This is a genomic window from Paenibacillus sp. FSL H8-0122 (assembly GCF_038005345.1).
In the GTDB taxonomy this organism is placed as follows: domain Bacteria; phylum Bacillota; class Bacilli; order Paenibacillales; family Paenibacillaceae; genus Paenibacillus_AQ.
On the sequence record NZ_JBBOTB010000001.1, the window covers coordinates 6,740,921 to 6,762,268 of the forward strand.

The 21,348-nt window shown below is 50.2% G+C and carries 17 protein-coding genes; 13 read left to right on the forward strand and 4 right to left on the reverse strand.

Features of this window, described 5'->3' with window-relative positions; all coding sequences use genetic code 11:
• The first annotated feature begins 93 nt into the window (after positions 1–93).
• Both NSS64_RS28875 and NSS64_RS28880 read left to right on the forward strand, forming a co-directional pair.
• On the forward strand, positions 94–1,890 hold the full coding sequence (locus NSS64_RS28875) for a M3 family oligoendopeptidase (protein WP_341142320.1): 1,797 nt from the start codon (positions 94–96) through the stop codon (positions 1,888–1,890).
• Between the two features lie 102 nt (positions 1,891–1,992).
• On the forward strand, positions 1,993–2,160 hold the full coding sequence (locus NSS64_RS28880) for a CxxH/CxxC protein (protein ID WP_063829067.1): 168 nt from the start codon (positions 1,993–1,995) through the stop codon (positions 2,158–2,160).
• 119 nt (positions 2,161–2,279) lie between these two features.
• Here the strand turns inward: NSS64_RS28880 and NSS64_RS28885 are convergent, their stop codons facing one another.
• The gene (locus tag NSS64_RS28885; RefSeq protein WP_341142321.1) at positions 2,280–3,692 is read right to left on the reverse strand and encodes an MFS transporter; all 1,413 of its coding nucleotides are present in this window, start codon (positions 3,690–3,692) and stop codon (positions 2,280–2,282) included.
• Positions 3,693–3,833: 141 nt separating this feature from the next.
• Here NSS64_RS28885 and NSS64_RS28890 point away from each other — a divergent pair, with 141 nt between their 5' ends.
• Positions 3,834–4,193, forward strand: a complete 360-nt coding sequence (locus tag NSS64_RS28890; RefSeq protein ID WP_341142322.1) for an ArsR/SmtB family transcription factor — start codon at positions 3,834–3,836, stop codon at positions 4,191–4,193.
• 178 nt (positions 4,194–4,371) lie between these two features.
• Here NSS64_RS28890 and NSS64_RS28895 read toward each other — a convergent pair whose 3' ends face one another.
• Positions 4,372–6,027, reverse strand: coding sequence for an ABC transporter substrate-binding protein (locus tag NSS64_RS28895; protein WP_341142323.1), 1,656 nt, complete (start codon positions 6,025–6,027; stop codon positions 4,372–4,374).
• An 18-nt stretch (positions 6,028–6,045) separates the two neighbouring features.
• Complete coding sequence (locus NSS64_RS28900) at positions 6,046–8,406, reverse strand: helix-turn-helix domain-containing protein (RefSeq protein ID WP_341142324.1); 2,361 nt, start codon at positions 8,404–8,406, stop codon at positions 6,046–6,048.
• 208 nt (positions 8,407–8,614) lie between these two features.
• Here NSS64_RS28900 and NSS64_RS28905 point away from each other — a divergent pair, with 208 nt between their 5' ends.
• From NSS64_RS28905 to NSS64_RS28940, 8 genes are all read left to right on the forward strand, one after another.
• Positions 8,615–11,206 carry an S-layer homology domain-containing protein gene (locus tag NSS64_RS28905; protein ID WP_445667819.1) on the forward strand — a complete coding sequence of 864 codons (2,592 nt, stop codon included), beginning with the start codon at positions 8,615–8,617 and terminating at the stop codon, positions 11,204–11,206.
• A gap of 255 nt (positions 11,207–11,461) precedes the next feature.
• Positions 11,462–11,869, forward strand: a complete 408-nt coding sequence (locus NSS64_RS28910; RefSeq protein WP_339225569.1) for a BlaI/MecI/CopY family transcriptional regulator — start codon at positions 11,462–11,464, stop codon at positions 11,867–11,869.
• A gap of 2 nt (positions 11,870–11,871) precedes the next feature.
• Positions 11,872–13,959, forward strand: a complete 2,088-nt coding sequence (locus NSS64_RS28915; protein WP_341142325.1) for a M56 family metallopeptidase — start codon at positions 11,872–11,874, stop codon at positions 13,957–13,959.
• Between the two features lie 42 nt (positions 13,960–14,001).
• Positions 14,002–15,207, forward strand: a complete 1,206-nt coding sequence (locus NSS64_RS28920) for a DUF4179 domain-containing protein (RefSeq protein ID WP_341142326.1) — start codon at positions 14,002–14,004, stop codon at positions 15,205–15,207.
• Between the two features lie 157 nt (positions 15,208–15,364).
• Positions 15,365–15,844 carry a 23S rRNA (pseudouridine(1915)-N(3))-methyltransferase RlmH gene (rlmH, locus tag NSS64_RS28925; protein WP_341142327.1) on the forward strand — a complete coding sequence of 160 codons (480 nt, stop codon included), beginning with the start codon at positions 15,365–15,367 and terminating at the stop codon, positions 15,842–15,844.
• Between the two features lie 68 nt (positions 15,845–15,912).
• A complete protein-coding gene (locus NSS64_RS28930) occupies positions 15,913–16,944 on the forward strand; it encodes a hypothetical protein (protein ID WP_341142328.1) in 1,032 nt (343 codons plus the stop codon).
• A 169-nt stretch (positions 16,945–17,113) separates the two neighbouring features.
• Positions 17,114–17,467 (forward strand): hypothetical protein, encoded by a 354-nt coding sequence (locus NSS64_RS28935; RefSeq protein WP_341142329.1) that lies wholly within the window; start codon positions 17,114–17,116, stop codon positions 17,465–17,467.
• Entirely contained in the window at positions 17,428–17,952 is a 525-nt protein-coding gene (locus NSS64_RS28940) for a hypothetical protein (protein ID WP_341142330.1), read from the forward strand. Before NSS64_RS28935 ends, NSS64_RS28940 begins: the two co-directional genes overlap by 40 nt.
• 497 nt (positions 17,953–18,449) lie before the next feature.
• On the opposite strand, the gene NSS64_RS28945 is transcribed toward NSS64_RS28940, so the two are convergent.
• Positions 18,450–18,602 carry a hypothetical protein gene (locus tag NSS64_RS28945; protein WP_341142331.1) on the reverse strand — a complete coding sequence of 51 codons (153 nt, stop codon included), beginning with the start codon at positions 18,600–18,602 and terminating at the stop codon, positions 18,450–18,452.
• A gap of 328 nt (positions 18,603–18,930) precedes the next feature.
• Here NSS64_RS28945 and NSS64_RS28950 point away from each other — a divergent pair, with 328 nt between their 5' ends.
• Together NSS64_RS28950 and NSS64_RS28955 are read left to right on the forward strand one after the other, a co-directional pair.
• Positions 18,931–19,962: an NUDIX hydrolase gene (locus NSS64_RS28950; protein ID WP_341142332.1), complete on the forward strand. Its 1,032-nt coding sequence runs from the start codon at positions 18,931–18,933 to the stop codon at positions 19,960–19,962.
• A 106-nt stretch (positions 19,963–20,068) separates the two neighbouring features.
• A complete protein-coding gene (locus NSS64_RS28955; protein WP_341142333.1) occupies positions 20,069–20,995 on the forward strand; it encodes a bacteriophage abortive infection AbiH family protein in 927 nt (308 codons plus the stop codon).
• The last annotated feature ends 353 nt before the right edge of the window (positions 20,996–21,348 follow it).

Here is a 21,348-nt window from a genome sequence, read left to right on the forward strand (position 1 = left end):
GAAATGGATGATCCTGTCAGGATCAATTAGAACGGGGTGGAAGCATGTGATAACGGAGGGCTCCTGCGATTATAAATAAGGAGAGATTAATCAATGGAATCAACAACGTGCGAATTAACATGGAATCTGGACCGGATCTATCCCTCGTTCGAGTCGGAGGGATTTCAGCATGACCGCCGGCAGGTGGAGAGACTTGCCGGGGAGCTGAATACATGGTCGGCCTCGCAGCCCGTTAGCGGGCAGGCTCCAGCCGAACTGATGGAAGAGTTCCTTAAACAATATAATGCGTATCAACAGCTATATTTGCGTCTGTTCAGCTACGCGGAGCTGCGGTTCAGTGCGGACAGCCAGTGTGAGGAAGCTGTGAATCTGATGGACGAGCTGGAAGAGGTGACCAGCGGGGCGGGGGAAGCCCTGGTCCGCTTCAGCAAATGGCTGGCAGGTGTAAGTGCGGATGAACTGGAGCAGAGTCTCCGCTCCAGCGCTTATCTGGAGCAGCATAGCTTCTATCTGCGCAGATTACAGGGTAAATCGCAGCATATGCTCAGCGCGGAAGGCGAGGCAGTAATTGCCCGGATGCAGCGTACCGGCTCCAAGGCTTGGGAGCGGCTGTACATGCAGACGCTGTCTACACTGCGGACCGATCTGGAGCTGGCCGGAGTGACCCGCAGTGTGACGCTGGCGGAGCTGCGGAATCTGGTCTACGATCCCGATCCTGCGGTACGGCAGGCGGCGGCTGAAGCAGAGCATGAGGCTTGCCGCAGTGTAGCGGAGCAGAGTGCTGCCTGTATCAATGCTGTCTCCGGTGAGGCGGCAGCCATCTATGAGCTAAGGGGCTATGCTTCCCCGCTGCATAAGGTGCTGGAAGCAGAGCGGATGGATCAGGAGACGCTGGAGGTGATGCTTCAGGCCATCCGGGAGAGCCTGCCGGTCTTCCGGCAGTATTATGCTGAGAAGGCTGGGCGGCTGGGGCATGCGGGGAGACAGCTGCCGTTCTGGGATGTTTTTGCGCCCACCGGCACTGAATCCTCGGTCCGCGTAACCTATGCTGAGGCCCAGGCGATGATTATCGCGGGGTTCAGCGGGTTCAGCCCCGAGCTGGGCGGGTTCGCCCGCAAGGTGTTCGGGCAGCGCTGGATCGATGCCGAGCCGCGCAGCGGGAAGGGCAATTTCGGGATGTGTGTCGATATTGTCCCGATAGGAGAGAGCCGGATTATTACGAGCTTCCACGGCCAATATATAGATGTGAGTGTGCTGGCCCACGAGATTGGGCATGCGTACCATAGCAGCCGTCTCGCGGGACATACAATGGTTAACACGGAGTATCCGGTGCCGATTGCGGAGACGGCGTCGATTTTTTGCGAGAGTCTGATCCATGTTGAACTCTTGAACTCGCTGCCTGCGGAGGAAGCGGATGCGATCCTGGAACGTAGTCTTTCGGATGCGGGGTATTATATTGTCGATTTCTATGCCAGGTACTGCTTCGAGAGCGCACTGTATGCCCGCCGGTTATCCGGTCCCCTCCCATTAGAGGAGCTGAATGCATTGATGCTGGAGTCGATGGCCGCGGCTTATGGGGACAGTGTGCTGCCCGGGTCCATTCATCCTTACCAGTGGATTAGCAAGGCCGGGTATTATATGGCAGGCAATGAGTTCCTGAACTTCCCGTATTCCTTCGGGCTGTTGTTCTCTAAGGGGCTGTATGCCCAGTACCAAAAGCAGGGGCAGGCGTTCGTAAGCCGTTATGAACAGTTCCTCTCAGCGACCAGTACCCGGAGCATTGCAGACGCTGCGAAGCTGATGGATGTTGATGTGCATTCTCTGAATTTCTGGCAGGAGGCACTCGGATTTATTGCCGGGGATGTCCGGAAGTTTGCGGGGAGGGAATAAGGGCGCGTTTTGCGCTGCCGGAGGTTCCTTTTTACGGGGAAGTGTGGTAGAACAGTAGTATAAGTCTACGCCGCAGCGGCACAGAAAGGGATGCTTGATTGAATGTATGTAGTCTGTAAGGAACACGTAGAGCTGGCCATCGACAAATTTGTGGATGAGTACGAGGATGCACCAGATGTAGTCGATCTGAAGGAGACGGAGTTCTCGGACTGGGACCCGCCGGCGAAATGTGCGGAATGTGAACGAAATGCGGAATATCTGGTCGTCTGAGGACGGCTGGAATAAGAAACACCCTGTGGCCGTGAAGGCTGCAGGGTGTTTTGGCGTGCGGGCGTATGTGCGAGTGTGCGAGTGGTACAGTTGCGGATCTAGCATTACCTAAAATGGATCTAGCAGTCTGCGGCTTTCGCCATCTCGGACAGCGGTCCGCGCCCACTGCCCCGCAGGTAGATGAAGGCGGAGCCAATCGCCACGATTGCCGCAACCGACAAGCCCCAGTAGATGTTGGAGTAAGCGGCTTGAAGCGGCAGGCTGCGCTGCCATTCCAGGGCGCTGGCGGCCATCGCGACGCTGAAGGCACCGCTGAAGAACTGCAGCAGCTGGAAGAGCCCCATCCCGGAGCCGATCTGCGAAGCAGGCAGGATACGCGAGATTTCATTCGATACACTGCTCGACAGTACAGTGAATGACAGGCTCATAATCATGTAGACGAGCATAACGGCGACCCAGGATTGTCCGGCGAATAAGGCGAACAATACGGTGGCGGCCAGAACCAGCAGCGGTGCGAAGCGCAGGATTCCGGTATTGCCGTAACGGTCAATCATCCGTCCGACCAGGCGGGAGACGAAGATAGCCAGCAGCGAGCCCGGGAAGATCACAAGCCCGGCATGGCTGGCACTGAAGCCGAAGCGGTGAGTCAGAATCTGCGGCAGCAGGAACAGGGTAGCGAAGCTGCACAGGTAAGAGGCAACCCCGATCAGCGCCAGTACCAGATATGGCCGGTTGCTGAACAGCGCGGGCAGCACGAATGGATCAGGAGTCGTGCGGATGCGCCCTACGAATAAGGCAATCGCGGCGATGCCGGCGATCAGCGCGATCCACAGTCCGCTGGTCAGGAACAGCAGCAGACCGGTGGTACCCACGCCGAGGAAGATCCCGCCCAGAACGTCGAATGAGCCGCGAGCCGGAATTTCCTTGGGCAGCAGGATCAGGAACAGCGGCACCAGCAGCAGAATGGCAGCAGTGACCGCGAACAGCCAGGTCCAGCCGAGGTATTCAACAATGGAGCCGCCGGCTACCGGACCCAGACCGAGTCCCAGAGAGACGGCCGACATGATCGTCGCCATGGCTTTGCCGCGCCGGGCCTGCGGAATGTAGCGCGTGAACAGGACAAGGGACAGTGACATCACGGCGCCTGCACCCGAGGCTTGCAGAATACGCACAATCAGCAGGAAAATGAAGCTGGTGCTGAAGAATCCGGCCACAGCAGCAAGCCCTAAGGTGAGCAGCCCGATAACCAGCAGCCGGCGGATCGGCAGGAAGTCCGAGAGCCGGCTGTATGTGATTGAGGCAATAGAGAACATGATGGAATACCCGGTTACAATCCAGGAGGCGGACGCTGCGGTGATGCCGAAGGTCTCGGTTACATCAGGCAGGGCCAAATTGAACATCGCTGTGTTCATAATCACGAGGACGACAGCAACGCTGAATAGCAGAGTTAACAGTCCTTCCCGTGGAAGAGCCGCTTGCGGAGCAGCCATTGAATGCTCTTGATCGCCCTCAGAAGCAGGTGATGAGGTCATGAGAAAGCCACTCCTTCATTCTTTTATTGTATTGTTCGATTACTTACGAACTATTGAAATATAGCATGCGCTAATGTAAAATGCAATTAGGAAATCATCGTGAAAAGAAGTACTATTATATACTCTGAAGGAGTCTTATTCATGAAGCAGCTCCATCATCCGGAACGCAAGGACATTCAGCTCGCCTCGGTGCTCTATGCGCTTAGCGACCCGATCCGTCTATATGTAGTGTCGGAGATCTGTAACCACGGCCCGCAGTCCTGCAACAGCTTCAAGGTGCCGATTGCCAAGTCCACGCTGACCCACCATGCCCGGACGCTGCGCGAAGCGGGTGTCATTCATACCCGGGTGCAGGGTACCCAGCGTATTCTGTCCCTGCGGACGGAAGATCTGGACGAGCGCTTCCCCGGGCTGCTGGATTCTGTATTGCAGGCTTACGTCAGACCCGGGCCGGATGAGGGATTCGGGGAGCCGGAAGAGGAAGGGCAAGAGCAGGGTTAATCAAACATATAACGTTTGCCATCATCCTCACATCGTTTAATATAACAACTGCAAGGAGCAATTGAGGAGACTACGCTCTCGCCGAAACGGTACTGCCCTTTTAAAGGACGGTACCGTTCTCACTTTATATGTTTTGGGGCCCCCGCAAAGTACCTGAGTCATCACCTACGCTAAAGCCTCACTTTGTGGGGTTATTTTGTGGATCAAGCTTCTTATAAGACTCATTTGCTTCCGCCAGTACCTCGGCACCGCCCGCCGCCAGGAACTCCTCCACGAACTCCCCGAATTCCTCCAGCGGACGCTCCCCGGTGATGAAGGCAATATACGCCTGGTCTCTTAGGTTAATAAGCCCAGGGCTGTTCCTGATCAGAGAGGGCGTAGCCACCTCCAAGGCATTATAGATGCCGTCGTGATCCAGCCCCAGGGTTGCCGCCCACTGCTCGCTCCGGCCGGCAGGAAGGATGGGCAGGGTCATGCCGATCCCCGCGCCGATCGTATTCTGGTAGCTGAACTTATGGTTATACGGCGGCAGCAGGATGATATCCTTCTTGTCCGTTCCGGCCCAGTCCCAGTGTGTCCCCTGAATACCGTACTGCAGAGATGCCGCTTCATCAGGGTCAGGATTTGCGCTGACGTAGTCCAGCAGCTGGAGGATCTTCTCCAGCTTGCCCGGCTCCTGGGTAGCATCCGCGCCAATGGCGGTGAAGCTCATCAGCATATCGTAGGCTTTGGAGCCGCGCCTGCCGTCCGGACCGCTGAAGGGCCGCCCGAAAGCGATCTTGGCCTGCGGATGCTTGGCGGTTAACTCCTTGACGTTAAACGTTGCTTCTACCGGAACCAGCCTCGCTGCCTTCTGGTCATCCAGTCTCCAGTCCGTATAATCCCCTGCCTGTGTCCAATGATAATAATTGCCCATGGAGGTCATGCCGATTCGCCCGTTAATGAAGGCATGCGACAGATGCTTATAGCCTCCGCTATTCTCCCCGGTGATGAACTCGGGATCGATGACCCCGTCCCGGTACCATTTACGGAGATAACGCAGCGCTTCCTGCATGTCCGGCTCCAGAGCGCCAATGACCAGCCCCTGATCCTTCCGGCTGAAGTAGAGCTGATCCGTGAAGACCATCTGTCCGAATGCGCCGAAGACCACATTCATGCCCTCCTGCGACAAGCCGTAGGTGTCCCGGATACCGTTGCCGTCCGGGTCCTCGTTCGTAGCCGCATAGATGAATTTCTCGAAATCGGCCAAGGTGTCCGGCACCTTAAGGCCGAGCTTGTCCAGCCAATCCTGCCGGTAGACCACGGGGACCCGATAGATATTGGTAGGATTAATGACCGGAATGCCGTAATAGGCCCCGTTAATGCGGCCATATTGCTGATAGGCAGGTGCATTCTCGCGGATGGCCTTAAGGATATTGGGAGCGTAGGTGTTCAGCATATCCTCGGGAATAGGGGCGAGCACGCCCTGCTGCTGGTACTTCAGCAGATCCTGGGTCTGCCTGACCCGGAACAGGTCGGGAATGCTGCCTTGCACCAGCTTCAGGTCGAGCAGAGATTCGTATTTGTTGTTCGGCAGATTCCAGAACTCCAGATCTACCTTGAACTTCTGCTCCAGCTCCCGCACGATCACTGCATCCTCCGCAACAGGCAGATTCTGATGCATGGTCCAAGAGATTTTGAGCTTCGGGGCAGAGGCAGCGGGAACAGCAGAATCAGAAGCGGAAACGGCGGCATCCTGCAGCCCTTGTCCAGGCGCGGACGGGAGGGAAGCTGGCTGCCCGCTGCAGCCGCAGATCAGCCCCAGGAGGGGCAAGAGCAGTAATCTTTTATACATATACATCAGGCCCCCTCCTTATCCCATGCTAATCTCCGCCTGCGGCGGTAGTGTATTCACGGTTCGCAGATAATTCCCCGGCGTACAGCCGTAGATCTCCTTGAAGCGCTTGATGAAGTACGGAGTCGTTCCATAACCGACCGTACCGGCAATCTGTTCGATCGACATGTTATTGTTCTCAATCAGCCGCCGGGCCTCTTCCATCCGTATACCGGTGATATAGTCGGTGTAGGTGATCCCCAGCTCTTCCTTGAACAGCTTGCTTAGATACTTGGGACTGATGAAGACCTTGGCGGATACGGCATCCAGCGATAGATCCTCGGACAAATGCTCCCCGATATAGGCCTTGGCCGCTTCAATGGCCGAGAGTGCACGGTCACTGTTCCGCTTCTGTGTCTCCATAATGAAGGTGCCGATAGAGGCCGCGAACCACTCCTGCAGCTGCCGGATATCCGGCAGGCCAATATATTCGTTATACAGATCCAGAGGCCCGTGGGCGGAAGGGGTGTAGCGGATGCTTTTCAGATAATCCGAGTACATAAATACGGTGTTCGCCAGCACGAAGTGGCAATAATCCGCCGGGTAGCTGCCTTCCCGCATGACGGCTATGAGCTGTTCCAGCGCGGCCAGAGTCTCATCCAGCTGACGGGTCTGCAGCTTATCCTTGAACCGCATCAGCACAGGCTGCGGAATCTCGTCAAGACTCTGCTCCTTCTTCAGCAGCTCCTGGTCCTTCAAGATCCTGTTCTCCGGCAGGAAATAAGCATACTTCATTAAAGTCTGCGCTTCAGCATAGCTGGTGTGGAGAAGGCTGATGGCATCCACCCAGCAGCCCTGCGAGAGCTGAATATTCAGCTGGAACTGCTGCTCCGCCGCTGCTGTAATCCGGTCCGAGAGCTGTTCGAGCAGCGTCCCGGAGGCTTCGAGCGCGCTGATAATGACAACCGTCTGCTTGTCCGGCAGCTCCTCGGCCAGAATGCGGCTTCCGTGAAGCCGGATCGCCTCAAGCGTCCCGGTCATCCCGCTTATAGCTGCCTGCAAGCCGCTTAGACTCATGCGGGCGTAGGCTCCACGGGTGTTGAGGAGCAGGCAGCAGTAATAACGGTGCTCCGGAGAGAGTCCCAGGAATTGGGGATCTACGGTTACGCAGCCTTGGGCAGGGCTGTCCTGAAGGAGATTCAGGATCATATTCTGCCGGATATGCGGACTGCTGGCCTCAAGCGTTCCCTCCAGTGTGGTGACTTTGTCGTTCAGGCGGATGAAAGCGGAGTCAATAATTCCGAATTCGTTAAGGGCTTGTCCTGGAAGTTCAGGTACCCCTGGCCCCGGGCCGTAGAGGTCCTTAATAGTGCGAAGCAGCCGCTTAAGCGGACTGTAATTCAATTTGGCCAGAATGCCGGACAGACAGATTCCTACCAATAGAGCAAGCAGACACAGGGAGAGGATGACCCTCTGGACGGCGAGCCATTTCTCATAGAACAGGTTCGCCGGAGCCGCACTGAAGAGCTTCCACCCGGTGGTCGGCAGGTCCTGATAGGAGATGACGTAGGTGCTGCCCCCGATCTCCTGGCTCATGTTCCCGGATGTCTCAGGAGAGGCTAGGGCATTCGAGATACTGGCAGCATAGGTGTCGGCCTGAGCCGCAGCATCCGGATTCGATCCGGCCACGATTCCCCCGGAGGGCATAGCAATGAAGCTGCTCTGATAGCGGGCAGGCATCATATTCTGCAGAATGGCGCGCAGCGCACTCTCCTTCAGATCAATGGCAATCAGCAGCTCACTGGCTGCCCCGGGAGATTGGAACGGATAGCTGTGCACATAGGTGATCAGCTGGCTGCCGCTGCCGCCGGGGATGCTGGAGACGATATCGTCCGGCACGAACCGGGCCTCCGTCCAGAGGCTGTTTCGGGAATTCAGGTTCATGCCGTTCACCCAATCCATCCAGTAGGCGGCACCGGCCTGCTGGTCCGCACGAAATTTCAGCCCATACAGCGAAGACAGCAGGAGATGCTGCCTGGGAGCATACAGATGTACGGCTTGAATCAGGTCCGAATGATTGGATACCTGCATGTTCAGCGACTCCTGGAGACTGCTTACCTTGCTGAGATTCGCTGGAAGTGAAGCATCAGGCAGCATACGGAGCGCAGCCCGCTGGTTCAGGGAGACTTCCAGATAGATCTGCTGCACCCGCTGAAGCACGGAAGCTTCAAGGGTACGGGCGGTATTATCAAGGATGAGCCGGTTGCGGCCCTGAAGCTCTTCCTTATAATGGTTCGAGAAATACAGATAGAAGGCAGAGCAGAGTAAGAGGACAATGACTAACACAACTGAGATGTATGAAGCGGCAAGGGCGGCAAAGGCAGAGTTCCATTTTCGCAAGATGTATTCTCCTCCCAGGCGGATTATACACTAGCCCCTCACAGATCTGTTCGGGATTCATGTTAAATCAAAGTTAAATGGCCGGAAAAAAGCTGAATTGTTCCCAAAATCATAGAATTGCGAAATTGTGTTATTGAGCGGCGGTGGAGGCAGGTGCTATATTGAGTCCGATTCAGGCAATCAAAATAACAGGATAGGGGCTGACACATTGAACTTGAAGTCGAAAAGAAAGCTGTTGTCTGTTACGGCAGGTCTGGTACTCCTCACGAATTCGATCGCGGTACATCCTGCAGAGGCGGCCACGGGTAATTCATTAACCGGGCTGCCGGCTGCTCCGGCATGGGGACATTTCGTAGATACTTATAAGAATAACACACCTGTGAATACGGCGGTGTATTCCAACCCCTCGATCGGTGTTCTCTCCGGCTTCCTGGATCTGTGGACACCGGGCGCCACCTGGGATACCGGAACGAAGCTGAACAGCAGTGTGCTGGATTACAACATTCAATATGTGGCCGATCTGTCTAAGACCCGAACTCCGGCAGAGGAGGAGGCCGCGTATTACGATGACCGGCGGAACCAGACTTATGGAGCGGCTGACGGCCTTGGACCGTTGTCTGAGGTGTACCGTTCGATGTCAGGAACCTTCACGACCATTAACAGCATCCCTGATGATGCCACTTCCGTGAAATATAGTGACGGCAATGACAGTAACAAGGCAGGCGATTCCAATTCCAGCTTGGGCAAAATGGTGGACCTGATCGGGATTGTCCGCGGCAATTATGCTTCAACGAGTCAGGCCAAGAATTTCTACAGCTACATGCGTCCTTTCCGCTGGAAGGATATCTCCGTCATTGTGCCGACGCTGGTGCCGGCGAGAAGCAGTACGCCTGCCACAGACGGCGGCTTCCCGAGCGGACATACCAACGCTTCCTATCTGGCAGCCCTGGCTCTGGCGTATTCTGTACCTGAGCGCTTCCAGGAGCTGATGGCCCGGGCCTCGGAGATGGGCAACAACCGGGTTGTCGCCGGGATGCACTCGCCGCTGGATGTTATGGGCGGACGGGTGACGGCCATGGCCTTCGCAGCAGGAGCGCTGAATGACCCGGATAATGCGGCATTGAAGCAGGCGGCCTATACTCAGGCTCATGAAGTGCTGCTTACACAGACGGGCACCGCAGAAGACCGGTTCACGGATTATGCGAAGAATAAGGCCCAGTATACGCAGCGGCTGACCTACGGCTTCCCGCAGATTCACTCCACGACTGAGCCTGCCGTTGCTCCTAAGGGAGCAGAGGTCTTGCTGGAGACCCGCCTGCCTTACCTGACTGCGGATCAGCGTAGAGCAGTTCTCGTAACAACGTCACTCCCTTCCGGTTATCCGCTGCTTAATGATCCCGAAGGCTGGGGACGATTGAACCTGTTCGCCGCTGCTGACGGGTACGGTGCATTCGCTGAGCATGTAACGGTAGCGATGGACGCTGCGAAGGGCGGCTTCCACGCCGCAGACCGCTGGCGCAATGATATCTCCGGGACGGGCGGACTGACCAAGGAGGGTACAGGCACGCTGAAGCTGGCGGGCAACAATACGTACTCCGGCGGTACTGAGGTGAACGCAGGTGTCCTGGAAGGCGACTCGGCAACAGCCTTCGGCAAAGGGAATGTGACGAATACCGGCGGCTCTGTAGTTGAGAACGTCTACGGTAAAATAGTGATTGGCGGCAGCTTCACCCAGGCCTCCGAAGGTACGCTTGTACTGAGCCTTACCGGAGCAGACGATGTCCTTGAGATTAAGGGTGAGGTGAAGGCTGACGGGAAGCTGAAGGTGAACTTCGCGAACAGCTACGTTCCAGGCAGCGGCCTGATTCCGCTCATTACGCATGGCGTCAGCCAGCGCAGCGGGCAGTTTGCTTCCGTGCAGGTTGAAGGATTGCCAAGCAAATATAACACCCAGGTAGTATACCTGAGCGATCAGATTGCGCTTAGTATTACAGATACGACAAGCGGCGGGAATCCTGGTTCCGGCGGTGGAACTGGTGGCGGAACGCCGGGTACTCCGGCTGGAAATACCGGAACAGTACCAGGCACCACTGGCACCACTCCAGGGAATGGCAGCACTACTCCGGCTGAACCGGGGAAACAGCCACAGGGCGGAGTTGATCCGTTCCAATCCGGAGTGGTCAGCAGAGAAGCGGTGTACAAGACCGTGACTGAAGCTATTGCAGCCACGAAGAATCAGAGCATCAGCTTCAAGGATACCGCAGACCACTGGGGCAGCAGCACCATCGCTACAGCCGTGAAGCTGCAGATTATCAGCGGCTATGCAGACGGCTCCTTCCGGCCGGATGCGCCGGTGACCAGAGCCGAATTCTCGGCGATGATCGCCCGTTCCTTCGGGCTAGGCACTACATCGGCGGCCTCTAAATTTGGAGATACAGCCTCCAATTGGGCGGCAGGCTATATCGGTGTCTTGGCAGACAAAGGCATCGTAACCGGCTACTCGGACGGCAGCTTCAAGCCGGGCGCGACCATTACCCGCGCTGAGATGGTCACAATCATTGGCCGTGTGCTTGATCTCGGCGTGCTCCAGACCGGCACTCCGGTGAGCTTCAAGGATGTCAGCAGCAGCTACTGGGCGGCTGACGCCATCCGCCAGGCTGCTTCGGCCAATCTGGTGAAGGGCATCTCTGCTTCAGCGTTCGCTCCAAAGAATCAGGCTACCCGTGCCGAAGCGGTGGCTGTGATCATCCGCGCGATGGAGAGCGACAGCTCGGTTAAGGCTTTGATTGCGGGGTTGTAAGCGGCAGGGTTGTTAGCTGCAAGTGAGAGACAGGAGTAAGTAAGTTCTTATGGATAGAAAGCAGGAAGTACAAGCCGCTGGCTTGTGCTTTTTGCTATGGTTACGGCTACTTAGCCACTTCGGGTGTCGTTTCGCGTGCTTTTATCACAATGTGGGCATATTTGACAAATTAAATCTACAAGTGTAATGTATAGAACAGATCTTGTATTTACACTTGTAGATCGAATGCCGCCGCCACGGAATGGAGCTGTTATGATGAGTACAACCCCGAAGATTTCGGAAGCCGAATGGGAAATTATGAAGATTATCTGGGAGCATCATCCGCTCACCTCGGAACAAATTACCCGGCTCCTGCCTGCATCTGTGGAATGGAGCGAGCAGACGGTGCGCACCTTCGTTACCCGGCTGCTTAAGAAGAAGGCGATAGCGTATGAGAAATCCGGCCGGAGCTATCTCTATTATCCGCTGGTGTCAGAGAATGAGTGTGTCCGGGCCGAGAGCCGCTCCTTCCTGAAGCGCGTATTCGGCGGAGCTACCCAGTTAATGGTGACCAGCTTCCTGGAGGATGTTGAGCTGTCCAAGCAGGAGATTGAACAACTCGAACAGCTGCTCAAGGAGAAGAAGTCGCAGGGCACCAGCGGCAACTCAGGTAAGCAGGAATGAATATGGTCTACGGATGGTTTGCCGGTATCGCAGAACAGACACTGGCGGCAAGCATGGTGATTTTGGCTGTGTTGTTCATTCAATATGTTCTGCGGAGGTTCATTAATGCCCGGGTGCGTTACCTCCTGTGGCTGCTTGTTATCGCCCGGCTGTTATTGCCTGCTGTACCGGACAGCCCTGTCAGCATGTTGCATATTCTCGGCAATAGTAAGCATTTGTTAACAACTATCCTGGACAAGGGGCCGGACACCGGAGCTTCTAAGGGTGATTATCAGGAGCTTGCGCCCGGAGAGGGAGATCAGGCTATATATCCGGCTAATAACACCGCTTGGGATGCACAAGGGCAGACAGACACAGCCCGGCAGAAGGATGGAGCGGCAACGGATAACCGCAGCTCTGTGCAAGCCGTAGACTATCCGCTCTGGTTGAAGATAGGCACAGGGATCTGGCTGCTGGGCGTCATGCTTATGCTGCTGAATGGACTCCTGTACATAAGGCGGATGCACCGCGAACGCAGACGGCTTAGACGGGTGAATGCCCCGGAGATTCTTAAGGTGGTTCTTGCCACCAGACGCCAGTTTGGAATCAGGAGAGCGATACCTATCTATACCGGAGGTTCCGCTAACAACCCATATCTGTCAGGACTCCTGCGTCCATGGATCTTTGTCCCGGAGCAAGCTCTGCGGGAACTGGATGCTTCCCGGCTGCGGCATATCCTCGCGCATGAGCTTGCCCACTGCAAGCGGAGGGATATGCTGTGGAACCTGCTAGGGAGCCTAGCCGCAACGATACATTGGTTCAATCCCCTGATGTGGCTGGCGATCCGGCGGATGAAGATCGATCGGGAGGTTGCATGCGACGCCTATGTGCTGGAGGTGTTGGGAGAAGAGGAGGCCATCGATTACGGGCTTACTCTGGTGGAGTTCCTGAAGCGCTTCTCACGAGTCCGGGAGCGGAGGGGGCATCTTTATTTCTCTAACCCGCACCAGCGGCAACAGATTCGAAGAAGAATCAGTATGATTCAATCTTTCAAAAAAGGCTCCTACCGCATCTCCGCAGCAGCTGTAATTCTGGTCGCTCTGCTCAGCATCGTGATGCTTACAGGTGTCTCTGGGGAATCCGGTGACTCTGCTGTCACAGAACCTGTGGCCAATTCCGCTGGTACTCATGCAGAAGGCGTTGCTGCGGGGGAACGCGTAGAAACGCCAACGGATCAAGGAGAGACACTGATGCCGTTAACGAGCATAGGTGCACAACAGACGGAGTATGTGACCCGGCATAATCTTCTGGTGCCGATGAATGTGGAGATTGAACAAGACGGTTACCAGGTCAACATCACAGGCTTCATGGCAGACAAGAATCAATTGATTCTCTTCTATACTGCGAGAGTGGACGGCGGTAGGTCACTATTCTCTGACGGTCCTCATTTCGTAGAATGCATCATTACGGATGGTATTACCGGCAAGGTGATTAACGGCCGGACCCACGCGCTGGTCAGCAGCAGCAGCCCGGAGCAGCATATTAAAGATGCGATAGCCAGACTTCCGTTCAGTACTCCTTTGACGGACCCGCCTTCAAAGATTAAGGTAGAGTTCCATTTACGCACACTGGGAGCCAACGATTCCAACATTCAGGAGTCTCCGGCACTTCAGACCACCTTCGATGTGAGGGCAAATTACTGGAAGCAGGAGTCGCATACCATCACATCGCAAGAAACGCTTAACGTAGCGGGACACAAGATCAGAGTGAAATTACAATTGACACCCTTAACAACCATCGCCACTTTTTATTCAGATGAACCTTTGTTTAAGAATAAGGAATTTATGAAATCATTCCATGAGAAGTACGGTTCTCCATTCCTGTGGTGGAGCAAGACTGGAACGGGAGACTATAGGCAGCAGCCAGGCACTTCATCAATTACGTTTACAGACTATGAAATGAAGATGGTTACAGAAAGCTATTATTTGTTGGATAAGCTGCAATCTCTGCGGCTGGATTTCATGAAGAGTCCGGCGAAACCTACTGGAATGAAGGATCTTGAGCATACATACCAGATGACCTTTGATGTCCCCGGACAGGATCAGAGCTGATCCGGATGAAACAACCAACTTGTATTGAAGGAGAGTGTAGTAATGAATAGCATAAAGCGGGATACAATGGAGATTAAACATACGGCACAGACGCATCCAGGACAGGAACAAAAGCAAGGGTCGGCACCAAATAAACGGCGGTCCTCCAGGAACCGGCTATCTGCCGCCATCGTCGCAGTCATGACAACCGCAGCGCTGGTGCTTAGCCCTTTTGCCGTGACAGGTCAAGCTTTGGCCGCCTCGGCAACCGCCGCGAAACCGTCGGCAGCGCTTGCCCCCTTTGTAAATCCCGAGCTTCAGGGTTATCGGCAGGTTGAGTATGCCATCAAACACAATCTGGTGCAGCCGCTGAACACAGTCGTCAAAAAAGACGGTTATCAGCTGACGGTGAACGGTTTTATCGCAGACAAATATGAGCTAATTATTCTTTTTACAGCCCAAGCCGACAGTAAGAGAGCATTCGTGTTCATGCCGCCAAAGGGTCATAGTCTCCAATTGTCCGATGCGGTTACAGGCAAGGTCATCAGTGGCAAGAAATTCAATGATGCTCTAGTCATAGGCACAAGTCCGGCAAAGAAAGATCATATTCTATATGGAATTGCTAAAATCCCGTTAAGCAGTCCATTGACCACGCCGCCCAAAAAAGTAGCTGCTGAGTTTCAGCTAGGCACCTTAACCGCCATTGAGCTGAATCAGTTAAAGGCGCTGGATGCTGAAATGCTCGCTGCCACCGAAAAGTCCCATGCGGACGACCCGGACCAGACCTCATCGTTCAGCTACAGTCCTGAACTGCTAAAGAAGTATAACACGCTCAAGTCCAACGTGAAGTATAGCTCTGTGCTGAAGGTGGCTTTTGATATCAATCCCAAGGTCTGGAAGCAGGAGACCCGGACACTGATGCCGGAGGAAACCATTGATGTGGCAGGGCATAAGATCAAAGTGAAGCTGGAATTGACACCGTTCACGACGGTAACCACACTATCCTCAGACGAAGCTTTGTTTAAAAACAGAGAGTTTATGGAGACCTTCTATATGGAATATAATCCATCGCTATTGGTCAAGAACGGAACCGGTGATTATAAATCGCAAGAGGGAGCTTCTGCCTATACCTATGCAGACCATGAGATGAGAATCGTGTCGGAAAGCTACTTCTTCTTGAATAAGCCGCAATCGCTTCGCCTGGATTTCACCAATATGAAAGACCGTAAGATTACACAGCAGTTGATTGTGGATATGCCTAACCAATAAGGGAAGGGCATCTGAAGTATCTTAGGGCCATCCGTGAAGGGTGGCTCTTCTTGTGTCGGTATAGGGTGAGCGGGGATTGTCTCTTATGGAGGGCATGTTATGGACAGGGATGTGATAAAATACAGGGACATGACAAGATCAGACCGATGGAGGAACTATGTTAATTCAACTGATAAGCGTAGGCAAATTGAAGGAAAAGTATCTGACGCTCGGCATCGCAGAATATGCCAAACGGCTCACGCCCTACCTCAAGTTCCAGATGATTGAGGTGGCGGATGAGAAGGCCCCTGATAACCTCAGCGACGCAGAGGTTATTCAGGTGAAGGTGCGCGAGGGTGAGCGTATCCTCGCGCAGATTAAGAGCGAGGCGCATGTCATTGCGCTCGCGATTGACGGCAAGCTCTGGAGCTCCGAGGAGCTTGCCGCTGAGATCGACCGGCTCGGCACCTACGGGACGAGCCACGTCGTCTTCGTCATCGGAGGCAGCCACGGGCTCTCCGATGACGTCATGCGCCGCGCCCAGCAGCGCATGAGCTTCGGCCGCATGACGCTGCCCCACCAGCTCATGCGGCTGGTGCTGGTGGAGCAGGTTTACCGGGCGGTGAAGATCAATCGGGGTGAACCGTATCATAAGTGACGGCGAAAAATGGGGGTGTTGAGAAGTAAGAGGTTTGTAGAAGTGATGGAGTAAGGTGCTATCGGGATATGTTTATCTCTCAAGAAATGGATTCTGGGAGATTTTGTGGTGTGTGTGGATTCGAAAAGACTTACGGATATGAACTGTTCGCGAAATTCGCAAATAAGACTGTGAAATCGCCAAGAGAGTTTGGAGGAATGGTTATGACAGTGGAGTACTGTCTTTTTAGGTTAAACTCAGATGTTAACATTATCATCAGTTCAGAAAAGTATGAACGATTAATTAAAGCTAAGCGACAACTTGTTTCTATGATGAAGGTTGAAGAGAAACTAAATCTTTTAATTGAAAACTATTCGGAACTGGAGAAGGACATTCTAAACGTTTCATTTAATAGAATGATTTCTCCTGTATACTCAACTGATTGGATACTATCAATTGGAGATTTTCATTTGATCAATCGAAGAATTATTAATTTCCTTACAACTTCAAGATTATATTTGGACCAAATTCTTCACGACGTAAAAGAACTAAGTGATGACCCCACTTTCTCCAGTATTGTTGAGAAGTTAAAGAATACTGAATACGAAAATGTTCTAGGTTACAGAGTTTTAGAGGCTTTAAGAAATTATGTACAACATAGAGGACTTCCTGTTCATTTACTCTCATTTAATAAGAGCAAGGTAGGTGACCTTTCAAAACATGTAATAAATCCATTCTTGAAGGTCAGTGAGTTACGAAATGATGGGAAGTTTAAGGCTTCTGTATTAAATGAGTTAGAAAAAGAAAATGAAAAAGCTGATCTTAAACTATACATTCGACAATATATCAGTTCAATAACGAAAATACATTCTGCAATCAGGTCTTACCTTTCAGATAACATAAATAAATGGGATGAAGAAATACTGTCGACTTACGAAGAATTCGATAAAGAATATGGAGAAACTGAATCGCTAGCGATTGGAGAATTGTATCTCAATTTTCGTCGTAATATTACTTTTATTATGAAAGAACCGACAAAACGTCGTAAATGGTTAGAACAAAAAAATGAAGAATTGAATAATTTGGTATCCAAATTTATTTCAAGTGAAGTGACCCTATAGCATACTCGAAGAACTGGCAATATCCGATAACACTACATTCACACGTCAGCGGACGCCTCGGTCGCAGACGTAGGTTCGAGGAAGCAGGAGTTGCGGAAAACGCCCTTCGGGAGTTCGCGAACGCGAGAGACGTTAGGTGAAATTAATTTTAAACTTTGGAGGAGCTAATATGTCCAATTTATATTTTGAACTGTATTTAGAAAAAATGGACTGGAATACTGATGACTATAAGAACGACATTACACATCTAAAAAGTTATGAAATAGAAAACGTGCTGGTAACTGATGGGGAAATTAATGATTTACATATGGAAATTATTCAAGCTAAGGGGGATTGGTTAAACTTTAACACCAACGTAGTAGGCGATAAATATTATATCCAAACAACCTTGATTTTCCACGAAATGAATTTGAGTGAAGATAACAAACAAATTATCAACAAAGTAATAAAGAAATGTGAATTGTTTTTCAGAATTTGGAGCATTTGGATACAACAACAAGCCACAATAACTTTGAAATACTAGATAAGATAGTGGATGAGGACGGCTTCGTAATTAAAGCACATGAAGGTGGAGGTTGGGGAGTAGCAGACGATTTAAGGAAACTTTTATCTTCTCAAAATGTGATCGTTAAGACAATTCGGCATCAGCAATCTCGGTTTGACGGTGGGGCATCTGGAGGATTTGAAGAAATTTTATTGTTTATTAGTGGGTCAGTTACTTCCGGAATAACTTGGGACATTCTAAAGGGACTTTTGACAAGCAGGTTTGGCTCTGAGCTTGAACATATCAAGGCTACGTTTGTAGACAGTATGAAATTTAAACGACTTAGAAGAAGTATTGCTGACAGAATAGTTGAAGATCATAAAGACCTCGTTCTAATTGATTTTTATAAACAAGAAAGTGAAATTATTTGCGAATTTAAGATTTACGGAATTATTGAGAAAACAGTAACTGTATTGTGTGATTCAGAATATCAGATTAGAGAGCTGAAACTGGAAAGAAAGTAACTTCGCCTAACCCCGCATTCACCGACATCCTATAACAACACGCTCAGGCCATGCGGCTCTCGGTCCGGCACAAGTGAAGGGATTCGAAGAGGCATTTCAGTTGCAATGGAACAGGATCGCAAAATTCGATCCTGTTCCATCATACCTATTTCTATTAGCATCTACCTGCAATGGATCGCCCATAACACCAGATCCTTTGCAGGTGTCTCCTCATCGATCATCCTGACCAGGAATGGGCGTTTCCTCCATTCCACCAAAGTGTTAATCTTCCCAGGCGTGGACGTATTGCCTCCCTTTCTACCTTTTTATGGATTCCCTACCATTCCCCCCGCGTCTTAAAATATTATAAGCCCATAACGTCATAAACCTTTACAACTTAAAGTAGTCATCTTTAACGACAAACGTTTCATACAGGCAGTTTGGAAATGAACTGCTTTCTATGCGCGGCTCCCATAAAACTGCTCACCCCATAATCGTTAAAGCGAGCAGCCATGAATTCAGATGATGATTTCGATTTTCTCCCCCTTCATTACTTGTTTAGGCTGGAGGGAGTCCCTTGCCGCTGCTGCGACAGAAGAGTCGAAGAAGAAGGAATCCACGTTGTCATAAAAGCTCAGTTCAATTAACTCTATCTTCTTGCTTGTGTTCATCGTAATTCACTTAATGAACAGGTGTAGCAACGTTTTAACACAATCGGGGCAACGCCACCTATGACTATGTTAGTAGCATTGCTGAAATATATGAAAATATACCCACTAAAGAGTATCAGCTTTAATATTCAGCAAATAGAAAGAGAAAAGAGAAGGAATATTTATTTCATAATGCAATAACGGTTATAGATTCTTTTGACAAAGTTCAATTTATAGAATGAAATGAAGGTTGGCCATTAACTGATGGGCAACCTTTTTTGTAGATCACTATATTTATGTTATGATGACTTAGTCAAAATGACTTTATAATAAGAGGAGATGTATATTATTGAGTAAGTTGAATTTTGAGCGATTATTAACAAAAGCTGTACGTATAGATTGGACTACTTTAGCAGATTCGCAAGCTTTATCATATGAGATTCACTTGAATGGACAATTTTATACAAAATTGAATTCAGATCAAACTTCATGTGTTATTGGTGATTTAATAGCTGGAGCTCAGAATAACATCGCTGTTTATGCTCAGTATTTAGAAGGTGAGAAACACTTATTGCCTGGGTCTGAAGAATCTATTTGGGCTTTTCATACACCTGATGGATTACCAGTAGATATTTGTATTCTAACGGTCCTTCCTGAGTTTGAGTGTAAAAAACGCCCACATATGCCTTCGTTTAAACCTTATGTTCTTTTAATTCGTCGAAAAGATGAAGTCTATGAGGGGCACTGGGCATTACCGGGGGGATTTTCTAAGGTGGATGAGACACTAGATGAAGCGGCAGAAAGGGAGTTGAAAGAAGAAACCGGAATAGAGAAGGATTTTACACTTAATCAACTTAAGACGTTCTACTACAAAGGTCGAGATCCTAGAGGATGGATTCCTTCTGTTGCATATTTTTCATTAGTAAGACCTGAAATTTTTATAACTGTTCAAGATGGAAGAGATGTATTCAAAGAAATAGTATTTAAAGAACTTGAAGCGAATACAGATGCTTTAGAGGCAAAGCTTTTTACTATAGATGAAGCACTTAAACTCGAATTAGCATTCGATCATAGAGAAGTTATTAAATATGCTACGAAGCGTATGAAAACAGAGTTGTTATCAACGACAATTGCTAGACATTTTTTAAACAAAAAGGGATTTACCCTTCGTGAATTGCATCGATTATTAAAAGATACAGTGCCTGAATTTCAGGTGGATGAAACTAATTTTTCTAAAAAACTTCTAGCAACTAAGGGGAGGGAAGGAATTTTGCTGGTACTCAATGAAAAAGAGCAAAGATATGCGGGACCTAAAGCGCAATTATATAAGTTCAGACAGGAGGGGAACGAGCCAATCCTATCAATTTATAATTCATTTTAATGTAAATACGCACCCCTAGAAATTAAATACACTATATTTAACTTAGTCATATTGACATAGTTAAATATAGTCTGTATATTTAACTGTAAAGGGGCGTGAGATTAAAATGAACAGTTTATTTCTAATAGGTAATGGATTTGATCTTGCACATGGAATGAAAACATCATATGAAAATTTTCATGACTATCTCAAAGAAAATCATCCTGATGCTAAAGCTTCATTTGGTGGATATGTTCCCGAATCCATAACAATGCCTGATGGCGGTGAAAGTTATAATGATGTTGAAGTAGTAGGATTATTATTCGAAGTTATTTCAAATGCTGAACCATATGGAGATAAATGGTCTGACCTTGAAACATCAGTGGGTTTTTTAGAATTGGATGACTACTTTTCTGATTGGGGTGACGATGATGACGATAATCCTTGGCATAAAGTTTATAGAAATCAAGACCTAGCAGATAATCTTGTTGGAGCAATTCTAGGAATTACAGAGTATTTTGCTGATTGGATTAATGAAATTGAACCAACAGATAGCTTACCAATAGCGGACTTCGTAAAGCTTATTGATAAGAAAAACGATTTTTTCTTAACCTTTAACTATACTGATACATTAGAGATGTTGTATGAAGCAGAGAATGTTTGTCATATTCATGGTGAGCAAGGTGGAGAATTGTTATTTGGACATGGAAACGATAAGGATTACTATGAAGAAAATATGGGACGAAATGTTGGTTCCGAAGATCGGCTACAGTATATGCAAAGTCAACTGAGAAAAAATACAGAAATGGCTCTTAAAAAGAATCAAGGTTTCTTTAGCAGCATTTCAAAGTCAGTTAAGAAAATATATTCTTACGGATTCTCATTTTCTAAAGTTGATGAAGTGTATATACATGAGTTATGCCGGATTTTACCTACAGCAGATATTACGTGGTATCTGAATGATTATGATGATGTTTCGAAGCAAGATGAGTATAAAGAAGTTGTGAGATCTTGTGGCTTTAGGGGAAGTTTTGATACATACCATATTTCGTAGTTTGAAATGGTATGTTCTGTAATAGTATTAAAGTTTAGAAGCTTATAGCTGCGGATTGTGAAGCTTTCAGTGACAGATCTCGTATTTCAACTCCTATACGATTTGCAGGCTGGAGTTCAACATAACCACGATGATGTTTGATATAGTGTAAAAGGTTCACTCGCAGGTGAACCTTTTTGATATCACTGAAACTTGCCGTTACAGCTATCGCGGTGAACCGTATCATAAGTGACGGCGAAAATCAATTTATAGAAATCGGAAGTCACTTATGATATTTCGCGGGCATTGGCCGAGGTGGGGCCGGGTCGCCTGCAGCCGCACATGTTAAATACGGGTATTGCCGGTGTTAACAA